General features: G+C 51.5%; 14 protein-coding genes. 1 reads left to right on the top strand and 13 read right to left on the bottom strand.

From position 1 onward, the window contains the following. A partial coding sequence (locus AB5Y80_RS16445; RefSeq protein ID WP_368172795.1) for an integrase core domain-containing protein occupies positions 1-483 on the top strand: 483 nt, incomplete at its 5' end. A gap of 66 nt (positions 484-549) precedes the next feature. On the opposite strand, the gene AB5Y80_RS16440 is transcribed toward AB5Y80_RS16445, so the two are convergent. The 13 genes from AB5Y80_RS16440 to trpS all read right to left on the bottom strand — a co-directional run bounded on the left by AB5Y80_RS16440 (position 550) and on the right by trpS (position 13,326). Then, positions 550-900: a hypothetical protein gene (locus AB5Y80_RS16440; protein WP_368173205.1), complete on the bottom strand. Its 351-nt coding sequence runs from the start codon at positions 898-900 to the stop codon at positions 550-552. Positions 901-1,193: 293 nt separating this feature from the next. After that, positions 1,194-1,841: a hypothetical protein gene (locus tag AB5Y80_RS16435; protein WP_368173204.1), complete on the bottom strand. Its 648-nt coding sequence runs from the start codon at positions 1,839-1,841 to the stop codon at positions 1,194-1,196. A 429-nt stretch (positions 1,842-2,270) separates the two neighbouring features. Next, positions 2,271-2,516, bottom strand: a complete 246-nt coding sequence (locus tag AB5Y80_RS16430; protein ID WP_139737944.1) for a hypothetical protein — start codon at positions 2,514-2,516, stop codon at positions 2,271-2,273. A 618-nt stretch (positions 2,517-3,134) separates the two neighbouring features. Next, positions 3,135-3,794, bottom strand: a complete 660-nt coding sequence (locus AB5Y80_RS16425) for a hypothetical protein (RefSeq protein ID WP_368173203.1) — start codon at positions 3,792-3,794, stop codon at positions 3,135-3,137. Between the two features lie 546 nt (positions 3,795-4,340). Continuing rightward, complete coding sequence (locus AB5Y80_RS16420; RefSeq protein WP_368173202.1) at positions 4,341-5,207, bottom strand: leucine-rich repeat domain-containing protein; 867 nt, start codon at positions 5,205-5,207, stop codon at positions 4,341-4,343. A gap of 378 nt (positions 5,208-5,585) precedes the next feature. Beyond that, complete coding sequence (locus AB5Y80_RS16415; protein WP_368173201.1) at positions 5,586-5,861, bottom strand: hypothetical protein; 276 nt, start codon at positions 5,859-5,861, stop codon at positions 5,586-5,588. Between the two features lie 226 nt (positions 5,862-6,087). Continuing rightward, positions 6,088-6,885, bottom strand: a complete 798-nt coding sequence (locus AB5Y80_RS16410) for a DUF1338 domain-containing protein (protein WP_202007323.1) — start codon at positions 6,883-6,885, stop codon at positions 6,088-6,090. Positions 6,886-6,954: 69 nt separating this feature from the next. Next, positions 6,955-8,424 (bottom strand): succinylglutamate-semialdehyde dehydrogenase, encoded by a 1,470-nt coding sequence (astD, locus tag AB5Y80_RS16405; protein WP_201894332.1) that lies wholly within the window; start codon positions 8,422-8,424, stop codon positions 6,955-6,957. Between the two features lie 67 nt (positions 8,425-8,491). Further along, positions 8,492-9,511, bottom strand: a complete 1,020-nt coding sequence (astA, locus tag AB5Y80_RS16400) for an arginine N-succinyltransferase (protein ID WP_039039587.1) — start codon at positions 9,509-9,511, stop codon at positions 8,492-8,494. A gap of 75 nt (positions 9,512-9,586) precedes the next feature. Further along, positions 9,587-10,804: an aspartate aminotransferase family protein gene (locus AB5Y80_RS16395; RefSeq protein ID WP_368173200.1), complete on the bottom strand. Its 1,218-nt coding sequence runs from the start codon at positions 10,802-10,804 to the stop codon at positions 9,587-9,589. 278 nt (positions 10,805-11,082) lie between these two features. Further along, on the bottom strand, positions 11,083-11,664 hold the full coding sequence (locus tag AB5Y80_RS16390) for an aminodeoxychorismate synthase component II (RefSeq protein ID WP_039039585.1): 582 nt from the start codon (positions 11,662-11,664) through the stop codon (positions 11,083-11,085). 321 nt (positions 11,665-11,985) lie between these two features. Next, the gene (locus tag AB5Y80_RS16385; RefSeq protein ID WP_010673831.1) at positions 11,986-12,201 is read right to left on the bottom strand and encodes a hypothetical protein; all 216 of its coding nucleotides are present in this window, start codon (positions 12,199-12,201) and stop codon (positions 11,986-11,988) included. 120 nt (positions 12,202-12,321) lie between these two features. Beyond that, a complete protein-coding gene (gene trpS / locus AB5Y80_RS16380; protein WP_368173199.1) occupies positions 12,322-13,326 on the bottom strand; it encodes a tryptophan--tRNA ligase in 1,005 nt (334 codons plus the stop codon).

Here is a 13,326-nt window from a genome sequence, read left to right as displayed (position 1 = left end):
GTACTGGACTGCTACAGCCGCCACGCCTGGGGACGGCTCTACACCAGCAAGCTGCCGGTGACCTCGGTCCATGTGCTCAACGAAACGGTCCTGCCGTTCTTCGAGGCTCACGAGGCGCGGGTCTATACCATCCTGTCGGACAACGGGCGCGAGTTCTGCGGGCGCCCTGACCATCACCCCTACGAGCTGTTCCTGCAACTGGAGGGGATTGAGCACCGGACCACCAAGGTACGCAGGCCGCAGAGCAACGGCTTTATCGAGCGGCTACATCGCACCCTGCTGGATGAACACTTCCGTATCAAGGGGAGGACGATCTGGTATGAATCAGTGGAGCAGATGCAGACAGACCTGGACAGCTATCTGGATCACTACAACACCCAGCGGCCACATCAGGGCAGGATGATGGAGGGTCAAACCCCCTACAGCATGTTCAAAAAGGGTCTGAAATTGATACCGAAGGAAGTGCGCACTAAAGTAGCGTAAACAAGACACCGGTTTGAGGCCGGTGTCAGGTGATAACTAGATCTGTACAGATGGTTCATCATTCCATCACGAAATTCTATAATACCTAAACAACTCTGCAAGCTTACCTTTTGAGTACTCACCTCTCTGACAAAACTGGCTTTCAATTATTTCCCTATTCTCGACAAGAGCATTCGGCACTTCAGTTGTTTGGCTTTTGTTTGCAAGACCAATAATCGTTTGCAATATTTCGCAAGCGGTAGACTCATCATCTTCCCTGATTAAAAATTCGATAGTTTCACTTATAAAACAAAATGCTTCAGATGGACTCATTTTGCCGATGGCATCATCTCTAAACTTTTCAAAAAACCACTCATCCTCTATAGAGCCTGAGTTCCAATGCTGAATAGCCTCATTCAGTGCATCACGATATAACATAATCAATCCCTAATTTTGACACCACCCAAAACATCCTGACATCACATTTAAGAAGAGTTCAAATTTTTCAAGATAATTATCTATACTTATGAAAATATTAAACTATAAATCAATGCACTTCTGCATAATCTCTTCACAAAATCTCGACTACCCACATGGTCAAGATTTTAGATCTGCCCATATCTCTGTATAAAAACTCGCACATCTGGTACCGACAAAGGCGAAGTCCGTCACCATACCTTTCTTATTTATTATATCAGTACTCTGCTCTCGTCCTTGACTCTCTTATAAAGTTACGCAACTAACACCTTCACCATCTCTGGCGTCCCTATTCCGACGAACCCTGACTCTGGATCATCAAAGGCACCGACCATTTTAAGAACCAGACCATTACTTTTAACAATCTCGCACAATAACCTTGTATCTATCAATTCACTAGCATTCCACCCTCGGCATATTAACGCATGAACTTCAAACTCTTCTGGCACAGCAATAAGATAGGAGCATGATTCCTCCTCCATCAAACTCACCACTGATTCAATTGACAACTCAGATAATTGAGCAGCACCAAATAACTTCAACTTTCCATCTGATTCTACTAGTTCTTCCAAAAAGTGAGCTGCGTGGCTTATCTCTACCCCTCGTTCTTTTAATCTCTTAAAAAGTTTATTGTGTCTTATAATCCGTGTATCACTTTGCCAAACTGAGTCACCAACAACACACCACAACTTAAATCCAGATATTTTTTTAACAATAAGACTAAAAATAAACCTTAAAACTATAATTCGCGCTTCAAGGCGATTTCGAGAAGGTATCTGCCATCGAACGGCAGCTACCTTCAAATTAACCATTTGAGAAATTTCACTGAGATTGTACGTTTCGTTTTCTCTTGAAACGTCCAACGTGCATACAACATTAATATTAGTCATCAATGTCTTCACCAGCCTTGTCATTCAAGTGGGCCATCTATTGTCATGATCGCCATGGGTCCTGTTCATGACCTACAGTATTATCACTGATTTTACCGTTCTGGTATTTATTCCAGAGCCAACATCTCATGTTGCAACGCACCTTTTTTGCACCCCTCGTCACCTCCTATGTAATGCTGGCAACGTTAGCAGCACTCGCCGTTGATCCGGTAGTATTGATATCGATGAAACCAATATGAAGCATCTTGGCTCCTGAATCCAGCCTTGGAAGAGGGAAACTCTGCGATATGGCGATATGGCGATATGGATATGAGATTTACGATCAGAGATTACTTGTATTTTTCCATCCCCTCCCTTTACAACAGGATTTTCAGTGAAGTGTGAGAAAGAGTGATTCAGCAAGCTGCATATTAAAAACATCAAAGATATGAGCTTGAATAACTACAGGTTAATATCATCAAGAATTCTTTGAAGCTTATCGGGATCAGCAGCATTACCAAAATAATACTCTTTTCCTCCGTCAGCTTTAAATTCTTCAGGAGTTTTCATTTCATAAAGGACATCATATTTTCCTGACAATAAATCCTCCAACCCATCGGCATCATTCCAAGTTGATACTCTGATGTATGGACCTGAATCATCGTTGATCAATACAACTATTCGCTCACCTGTTTTTGAATCAATCATAGCCTTACCAATCAATACTCTTAAACCAACCTAGTTCTTCCTGGGCTGGGGCTATTTTCGTACTAAAACATCTTAATTCTGTTTAGGTCTCGTACGATCTGGTTTTTAGGAATTTACTTCCGTATCTTTAACGCGAGTTTTTGTCATATCGAACTCAGTGCCATCTTTGTATGTAATCTTAACTCCAAACTCACCTGGTTGACCACCTAATAGAATTGTATTTTTTGTGGTGCGAGTGGAGATTGTTCCAATTTCGTCTTCCCCCTTTACCCCCCCCCCAGAGTCTCCTCTGCCTTGGTGGTAACTTTAACAGCACTCGCCGTTGATTCGGTAGCCTTTATCGATGAAACCAATATGAAGCATCTTGGCTCCTGACTCCAGCCCTGCGAGAGAGAGAAGCTCTGCCGATACTACTCAAGAGCAGTGACTCATATATCACGTTGAATGCTATAGAGTCAGGCATCAACCATATTTTCAACTACACCCAACCAACTCGATTCTCGCTTCCTAGAATAGGAAACGGAGGCATCTTGCCATAATCACAGTGATCTTTCTTTTCGTGAACTACTTTAGCGATAGCTATATCTGCACAATCATCGTAACTCTTTGCAATGTCATTTAATCGGAGGTTACATCTCCAATATCAAACAGACCTAATTCTTTCTTATCCTTTGATTGATACCGAACAGTCGTTTTGTCAACCCATCTAATATCACCAATACGAGCATTAAATAAAAACTCATCCGGTTCTTCAGAGAAAAGGTGTTCATTAAGAAGCTCATTACCATCATTATCTTTTATCACAATGAAACAGTTAAACGCTTCTTCATCATGACTTCCAACCAACTCAGCTGACATGCTTTTATTCCGACTTAACTTACGTTTTATTGTGTATAAATTGACAAAATTTTCTCGAACAACCATCTCGTACGCTTCATGAAAGGGGCTCTTCGGCCATCCTTCCATATCGCACAATGAAATAAGTGAGCTGTATAGTGCATCAAGAAGAAACCTTTTCTTGGCGATTATATTCAACCCCTCAAAATAGTCAAAATCGAACGTCTTATAATACTTAATCACTGAGCTACTTAACTCAGTGGTACCAACTCTTTCATCTGGCCCACAAAGTTTTACAACAACCCTATAAACACCGTCTGTTTCTATAGGATCAAAGTGGCGCTCAACATGGGCACAAACACATCTGCTGAACAGCGTGAATTTTCGTGCCAAACCAAGTTCAAGTTTAAATGCCCACAAACTAAATTCTGTCAGTTTCATATCCATACAAACCTATATTGTTTGGCCTTTTTTGATCTGGCAGTTCATACTCTGGTTGGCGAATGCCTTCTTCAAAGTGGATTTTTCCTTTCCTGGATATTACTCCAAATTCAGTTGATGAGCCATCATCTTCAAGTTGATAATTGACTCCATGGGAAGCACTACTTTCACTAAGTCACTGACCGATGATGTCTTTCTTTTCACTATCGGTGTTCGCATTCTGAATCAGATAGAGAAACTGATTTTAAGTACTCATAGTCGCATCTCAGTATACTTCTTTTCAACTCAGCTGATTTTTCTTCCTTGACTGCAACACTAGTTGCTCCCCCCAGCAAGCTGATACGAAGGTGCCTTGCATCATCACGGTTATTCTTATTTTCCGAACAACGTTATTGATAAGGTGTCTGATACCAGTTCGAGCGCTGGCAACATGCTCAGCAGATAATCGGCAAGATAAGATTGTGAGCAATCTTGATATGCATAACTTTTCTGCCAGGTTGCATGCTACCCTCAAAAAATGCATAAATATCATTCATGATTGATTACTCAAGATAACACTTCCATCACCTGCTCTCGGGTATGGGAGTAGTGACGCTTATTAGAAAACCACATTTTCTTTAATGTGGGAATGTCCAACAAGGACGTTAATTCTCCATCTTCAATGGTTGTGTCCCCTATAAAGATGATACTTTCTAATGATTGGCTGTGTGCAAGTGGCCTCAAAGATTTAACTGTCCCACAGTCAGTTAATACAATCTCTTTGAGGTTTTTTAGCTCACTCAGAATAGCTATATCATAAACTCTTTTACAGTTTTCAATTTCTACAATCTCTATCTGCTGACACTTATCTATGCCTGAAAGATCTTCTAGCTTAGGACAATCGGCCAAATCTAGAATAGATAACGAGCTAAGGTCTTCTATTCCTGACAATGATTTGATTTTTCTGGAGGTTAGTTGTAGACGTCTTAATAAAGACATTCTATTAAGCTCTTTCAAGTTTTCTGAAGGATAGTTAACAACATTTAGCAGATTCAATTCATCACAAGTGAAAATCGTCTTCGCTTTAGGCCTCCAAAAAAGCTTAAGTACTTTTAATTTTTTTAGCTTGGAAAAATCAGGGGCCTTAGTAAACTCACACTGTAATCCTAAATATTCAAGATTACTGATAGACTCTAATGGAGTGATATCCTTGACACCCCAAGAATAAATTTCAACGCCAGAAAGAGAAGGCAAGTAATTTATAAATGAAATGTCATTTCCATTCCAGCCTGCGGATTGACTTAAACGGAGCACTGAAATATTTTCTTTATCGATTATTGATTTAAAACTATCCGACCAAGGAGCTGTCAAGACAAGGCAACGTCCCATTCCATTTTCAACCTCATCGATAAGATATTTTTCATTATTTATCAAGGAATTAGTTCCTGTTTATGCCAATGGGGTAAATGTTGTTTGATACGTTTTAGAGAAATGGGCAAGCATACCACTCATGGTTCTTAATTCGATGTTCCTCCACCTGCTCTTCATCTATCTTCCAAGTAAAAATCTGTAACATGAACATATTTATTACAGCCTAGCTAATATTTATACTTATCTTAATAATCATAGGACTTAACAAATACTTATCGAAATATCAACTGACTCGAATCCATCATAATAGCCATTTTCAAAGACGATAATACTTTCAGCAGGTAATGATGTGTTGTCATCCGCATCAGGAGCGTATGCGCCAATACCCAACACATGGGATGTTAGCGAATCAGACTCTACTTCTAGGCCCTTGTCTTTATCTCAAAGATACGTGATCAAGTCCTTGAAATGAATTTTTAGCAAGTCCATTTCTTCGAACTCTGGAACCGCTGGTTCAGTAAACTCTATCGCCTCCAAAACGCCAGAGGCGTTGTAATATGCGAACACGCCCAAATTCTCAAAGTAATCACATGGGAAGACAGACTCCTCCGCTCTTTTAAAAGAGTCAAACACTCCCCCTAATAATAATCTCACTTGGTCAGGAGTCATACCAAACTTGATTTTCCCTGCCCCCAAGGGGGAAATTAAAAATCGCATAAAATACTCTCACTTAAAAATCAGTCACATGCTACAGACATAGTTCAGCATTTCGTTTTGGCATCATCTGTTTAATGGAGTATTTCAATGATGCATATCAAATGACTTTATTCATTCTTTTGGGCAAGCGCTTAGCCCGACAGGGCACTACACCACAGAAATAATTTGACCGTATTTAATCCAAAATAAAAACGCCCCAGGCGGGGCGTTGTTTTCATGGCGGCCATTACATGGCGTTGGTGGATTCGAAGATCTTGTCGGCCGACGCTTCGACGAAGCCAGGGTAGAGCACGCCGTCGGCCTGCGGGTAGCGCAGGGCAAACTCGTAGAAGCAGCTCGGGATAGTGCGCACGCCGTCGCTGAAGGGCACCTCGGCCTTGTCTGCCATGGTGGAGGATTGCTCCAGCATCACCTCGGGATCGCCCTTCACCTCGCCGCCAACGGCGTTGAGCACGAAGCCTGCCGCCTTGAGCGCCGCATTCACCTGCTGGATGGTGTCGAAGTCCTTCAGGCGGTTGATGTTGACGGTGAAGTGGTTGGCACGATAACCCCAGGCGGCCATCCAGGCGGCGTACTCGCTCTCTGCCAGCAGGGTCTGGTAGTCGGTGTGGGAGACCTGCCAGGGCGCGCCGGCGTAGAGGAAAGCCGGGGTGTCGGTGAGGTGATCGGGTACCTGATCCACCAGCTTGTGGATGATGGCCTGGGCACCTTCGGAGAGCTCTTCCACCTTCAGCTCGCTGATGAACACCTTGGGCGCATCAGGATCTTTATGCTCGAAGTGTTTGGCATAGAGCTTCTTGGCCTTGAAGACATACTCGCCCTTCTCTTCGTACCCCAGGGCACGGAAGTGGGCCGCCAGTTTCTCGAGACCGAGCTTGGGCAGGTTGTAGGTCCGAAACGCCACGTGATCGTTGATGATGGGGGCACCGCCGCCCAGCAGTTGATGAACCTTGTGAGCACTGGGGGTGACCTGAATGTAGTTGTCCCACAGATGGCCAAACAGGGTGTCGATATCCTTTTGCATCTCTCTTTCCTTTGATTGCGGGTACAGACAGGGGCACCTGTTCAGTGCCCCTCTTTTATTTTCTTGTTATCAGAAGGTCAGACCGGGAGACAGCTGATCCGGCATAGCAGCCTTGCTGTCTTCGACGGAGGCGACCGGGTAAGCACAGTAGTCGGCGGCGTAGTAGGCGCTCGCCCTGTGGTTGCCGGAGGCACCGATGCCGCCGAAGGGGGCGGCACTGGAGGCGCCGGTGATGGGCTTGTTCCAGTTGACGATACCGGCACGGATCCGCTTGAAGAAGTGGTTCCAGTCCGCTTCGTTGTCACCGAGCAGACCGGCCGAGAGACCGAAACTGGTGGCGTTCGCCTTCTCGATGGCCACATCGAAGTCGTCGTAGCGAATGAGCTGCAGCAGCGGGCCGAAGTACTCTTCATCCGGCAGCGCGCTGACCGCGGTCACGTCTATGATGCCCGGGGAGACAAAGCCGGTGCCCACTTCCAGGTGCTTGAGGGCAAGCAGGCTTTCACCACCGAGGCGCTGCAGGTTGGCTTGCGCCTCGACCATGCCGAGTGCGGCCTTCTCGCTGATCATGGCGCCCATGAACGGCTGCTCGGCGGCGTCATAGAGGCCGACCTTGATCTGGCCGACCACCTCCACCAGGCGCTTGACCAGGGCATCGCCCCGCTCGCCGCGCTCGACAAACAGACGGCGCGAGCAGGTGCAGCGCTGGCCGGAGGTAATGAAGGCGGATTGCACGATGGCATGAACGGCGCCGTCGATGTCGCTCACATCTTTCACGATCAGCGGGTTGTTGCCACCCATCTCCAGTGCCAGGATCTTGCCCGGCTGGCCGGCAAACTGCTGATGCAGGAAGTGGCCGGTACGGGAGGAGCCGGTGAAGAAGAGGCCGTCGATGTCCGGATTGCCGGCCAGCGCCTTGCCGGTGTCGACCTCCCCCTGCACTAGGTTGAGCACCCCCTTGGGCAGCCCCGCCTCCTGCCACACCTTGACCATGGCTTCAGCCACCATGGGGGTCAGCTCGGAAGGCTTGAACACGACCGCATTGCCGGCGATGAGCGCCGGCACAATGTGGCCGTTGGGCAGGTGGCCCGGGAAGTTGTAGGGGCCGAACACGGCCACGACGCCATGGGGCTTGTGGCGCACGAACGCCTTGGCGCCCGGCATGGGGTTTTCCACCGTGCCGGTGCGCTCGTCATGGGCACGGATGGAGATGGCAATCTTGCCCTGCATGGCCGCCACTTCGGTGCGGGTCTCCCACAGGGGCTTGCCGGTTTCACGGGCGATGGTCAGGGCCAGCGCCTCCTTGTGCTCGCCGAGCAGGTCGGCATAGCGGCGCACGATGGCAAGGCGCTCTTCAAGGGCCAGATCGGACCAATGGTAGAAGGCCGTGCGGGCCGCCTTGACGGCCGCATCCACCTGGGACTGGCTTGCCGCCTCACCACGCCAGATCACCTCGTTTTTGGCCGGGTCGATGGATTCGAACGGCTTGCCTTCACCGGCCAGCCACTGGCCATCGATAAACTGGACTAAAGACATCATCAATTCACTCCCTGTGGGTACGCAGGCCGCCTCGGCAGCCTGTCTCAATGCTGTGCTGCGGGGCGGGTCAATCCAGATCGACGACGCGCACCATGTCGCCATTTTCCACCTTGAGGGCGGCCGCCATCTTGGGCGGAATGATGGCTTCGTGCTTGTCCAGATCGACCCGGATGTTGCCGTAGCAGGCGCGGTATTGCTCGAACCTGGTGTTGCAGATGAGGTAGGTATGACCGCCGATGGGCTCACCCACCAGCACCGCCAGCTTCTGGCTGCGGCGCACGCTGCGAATGTTCTTCACCTCGCATTCGACGGTGGGGCCGGCGTCGAAGATGTCGACATAACCGCGATTCACGAACCCCTCATCCTGCAGCATCTTGAGGGCAGGCCGGGTCTTTTCGTGGGTCTTGCCGATGACGGCGCGCGCCTCGTTGCTCAGCAGGTTGACGTAGATGGGGTACTTGGGCATCAGCTCGGCGATGAAGCGCTTCTTGCCGATACCGGTGAGATAGTCGACGGTGGGAAAATCCATCGAGAAGAAATGTTTTTGCAGCCACTCGTAGAAGGGGCTGTGGCCGTTGCCATCGGAGACACCACGCATCTCGGCAAAGACGGTACTGTCAAACAGCTCGGGGTGTTCGGCCATGAACAGGAAACGGTGCTTGGAGAGCAGACGGCCGTTGAGCCCCTCGCGGGCGCATTCACGCAGAAACAGGGTGCAGAGCTCGGAATTGCCGGTGTAGTCGTTGGAGAGGGTGAGGGTTTCCACGACATTGTAGATGCCGAGCTTGGGAGAGGAGTGCACCACCTTGCCGATGTGATAGTTGTAGAACGCCTGGGACAGGCCGACCGCCGCGTCGATGGCGCAGGTACCGACCATCTCCCCGGTCTCCAGATCCTCGGCCACGAAGAAATAGAGGCACTCGCCCTTGCCGGCGGGCTTGTCCAGGAAGGTCTGGGTCGAGGCATCGATCTTGCGTTGCAGCAGCTCGTCGTTGACCGGCAAGGATGTCATGCCGGTGCCGGATTCGATGGCACAGGTCTTGAGGCCGGCGAAGTCGCGCTGCTCGATAGGACGGATAACCAACATAAATGACAACTCCCTTTCATTGACGACAGGTGGGGTCCCGGCTCCTGCCGGGAGGGCTCCCCACCTCAATTTGGATCAGGCGTTGACCACCTGAGCGACCGCTTTCTCGAACCGGGCCAGCCCTTCCTTGATGTCCGCTTCCGGGATCACCAGGGAGGGAGCAAAACGCACCACGTTGGTACCGGCAACCAGCGCCATCAGGCCCTGATCGATGGAGGCGAGCAGGAAGTCGCGGGAGCGGCCCTTGAAGTCATCGTTGAGCACGGCGCCCAGCAGCAGGCCCTTGCCACGCACTTCGCTGAAGCAGTGGTACTTGGCGTTGATGGCTTCCAGCCCTTCGCGGAACAGCTGCTCGCGCTGCTTGATGCCGCTCAGCACTGACGGGGTGTTGACCACGTCGATCACCGCCTCGGCCACGGCACACGCCAGCGGGTTGCCGCCGTAGGTGGAGCCGTGAGTGCCCACTTTCAGGTGGGAGGCGATCTCGGTGGTGGTTAGCATGGCCCCGATGGGGAAGCCACCGCCCAGCGCCTTGGCGCTGGTGAGGATGTCCGGCGTGACGCCCAGACCCATATAGGCAAACAGTTCGCCGGTACGACCGACACCGGATTGCACCTCGTCATAAACCAGCAGGGCGTTGTGCTTGTCGCACAACTCGCGCACCCCCTTGGCAAACTCGTCGGTGGGGCTGATGATGCCACCCTCGCCCTGCAGCGGCTCCATCACCACAGCGCAGGTGTTGTCGGAGATGACGGCAGCCAGCTCCTCCAGGTTGTTGTAGGCGACGTGGGTGATGTCGGCAGGCTTGGGACCGAAGCCATCGGAGTAGGCAGCCTGGCCGCCGACGCTGACGGTAAAGAAGGTACGGCCGTGGAAGCCCTGGTGGAAGGCGATGATCTGGGTCTTGTGGGCCCCGAACTTCTCGATGGCGTAGCGGCGGGCCAGCTTGAGGGCCGCTTCGTTCGCTTCGGCGCCGGAGTTGCAGAAATAGACCTTCTCGGCGAAGGTGGCGGCGACCAGTTTCTTGGCCAGGCGCAGGGCCGGCTCGTTGGTCATCACGTTGGAGAGGTGCCACAGCTTCTCACCCTGGGATTTCAGGGCCTCGACCAGTTTGGGATGGCAATGGCCCAGGCCATTGACCGCGATCCCGCCCGCGAAATCCACATACTCGCGGCCTTCCTGATCCCAGACACGTGACCCCTCGCCGCGCACCGGGATGATTTTGGCCGGCGCATAGTTGGGAACCATCACTTCATCAAACACTTCACGTGTCACTGCCAACAACTCTGACATATTGCTCTCCTGCTATCTCGCGGCAGAATAATCCACCGCCCAAAAGTTAAATCCGTGTAAACGTGGCGGAATTATCACAGAAAAAAAGTAAAAAGTCTGTAACTTAACCGCCTATAAGGAACAATGTTCGATTGCCTTTGAGATTTTAGGCAACCGCATTGCATAACGGCTCAGGGGGTGTTGGCAAGAGATAATTTGGACAGGGAGGAGGGTGAATAAAGTCTCAGGGAAATTTTTTTTTGCCTCATGACGGTTTTGAGACAGACATCGCAATTTTTTCAGGAAACGGCCAAAAAGTTGGCCAGCAACTGGTGCCCCTGTTCGCTCAGAATACTCTCCGGATGGAACTGCACTCCCTCCAGCGCCAGCGTTTTATGCCGCAGCCCCATGATCTCGTCCAGGCTGCCGTCGGCATGTTCGCTCCAGGCGGTGACCTCGAAACAGTCGGGCAGCGACGCCGCCTCCACCACCAGTGAATGATAGCGGGTCACCCGCAGCGGGTTGTTGAGCCCCTTGAACACCCCCTCCCCTTTGTGACGGATGAGAGATGTCTTGCCGTGCATCACCTGACGGGCACGCACCACCCGGGCACCAAAGGCCTGTGCCAGGGACTGATGGCCGAGACAGACGCCGAGGATGGGGATCTCGCCAGCAAAACGGGAGATGGCGGCCAAAGAGATGCCCGCCTCGTTTGGCGTGCAGGGGCCGGGAGAGATCACCAGATGGCGGGGGGCAAGCCGGGCTATCTCCTCCAGGCTCAGCTCATCGTTGCGCCTGACCACCACCTCTTGCCCCAGAGCGCCGAAGTATTGCACCAGGTTCCAGGTAAAAGAGTCGTAGTTGTCGATGAGTAGCAGCATGCAAACACCCTGGGAATAAGACAGAGACGGTGATCGGACAGCCCGTTACGAGCGCGGGCAGACAAACGCCGCGCATTCTGGCATGTCTCATTGCGTTAATAAACCGGCGATCACCTCACCTGCTGTGCAGTCTGTCCGCTCTTCAATGGCGCTCCAGGCCTGTCGACCCCACCCGGCGGTGGGCCTGTCCCCGATCGGGCAGCATCAGCCGCTCCATGTCAGGATGGCAAGGTAAAAGAGACGGGAGGCGACCGGGAAAAGGGCACAGGTCGTGACAGGCAGATGGGAAGGAGTCACCTTGGCAAGGGCTGACAACGGACCTCAGCGGTCCAGATAGCGGCCCTGTTCCAGTTCCCGTTCCCGCTGGCACTCGGCCAGATAGATGGCAGCCGCGATGGCCGGGGTCTTGTGGTGCTTGTCGATGGCGTTGGAGACCATCAACTGCAAGGTATTGAGGCTCTTGGCCTTGCGAAACTTGCGCAGCCAGTGACCCTTGTCACCCAACTCTTCACTCAGGGTTTGTGATTCGACAGACATGCTTTCTCTTGGGGCAAAGCCCGTGTTTGACATTGGGGGAGGTTGCGACAAACCGGAAGGTGTAAAACAAAGAAAGCCAGGCATCCACCCAGCTCTCTTCTACTACACCTTCCCAGTATGTCAGGCTCGAGGAACGAAGCCGACGACATCATATACGCTGATCAGGTTTTTTTCAGCCCTTTCACGCGCCTTTTGTGCGCCAGCCGCCAAAATGGCCTGCAGATGGGCCTCATCCTGACGCAGCTCGCGGAAGCGCGCCTGGATGGGTTCCAGCAAGGCGACCACGGCATCGGCCGTTTCACTCTTGAGGTGGCCGTACATCTTGCCTTCGAAGTGCTGCTCCAGCTCCGGGATGGAGCGGCCGGTCACACCGGACATCAGGGTCAGCAGATTGGAGACCCCCGGCTTGTTTTCGGGATCGAAACGCACCACGGCCGGCTCGTCGGAGTCGGTCATCGCCCGCTTGATCTTCTTGACGATCTGCTTGGGATCTTCCAGCAAGCCGATGAAGTTGGCCTCGTTGTCGTCGGACTTGGACATCTTCTTGGTCGGGTCCTGCAGGCTCATCACCCGGGCCCCTTCGGTCGGAATGAAGGGTTCCGGCAGGGTGAAGACTTCGCCATAGAGGTTGTTGAAGCGGGTGCAGATGTCGCGGGTCAGCTCCAGATGCTGCTTCTGGTCATTACCAACCGGCACCTGATTGGCCTGATAAAGCAGAATGTCGGCCGCCATCAGCACCGGATAACCGAACAGGCCGACGTTGACGTTGTTCTCGAAACGAGCGGACTTGTCCTTGAACTGGGTCATGCGCGACAGCTCGCCCATCTGGGTGTAGCAGTTCAGGATCCAGCCGAGCTCGGCGTGCTGGGGCACGTGGGACTGGATGAAGACGGTGCTCTTGGCCGGGTCAATGCCCACCGCCAGATAGAGGGCGGCTGCGTCGAGGCACGCCTTGCGCAAGGCGGCCGGATCCTGCCGGGTGGTGATGGCGTGCAGATCGACGATGCAATAGAGGCAGTCGAAGTCATCCTGCATGCTGACCCACTGACGCAGGGCCCCCATGTAGTTGCCGATGGTCAGCTGGCCCGAGGGTTGAGCACCGCTCAATACGATTGGTTTAGTCAT

Source organism: Aeromonas sp. R2-1, from assembly GCF_040908425.1.
GTDB classification, from domain to species: domain Bacteria; phylum Pseudomonadota; class Gammaproteobacteria; order Enterobacterales; family Aeromonadaceae; genus Aeromonas; species Aeromonas caviae.
Note: the sequence above shows the minus strand (reverse complement) of the source record. Positions and strands in the feature narration are given on the sequence as shown.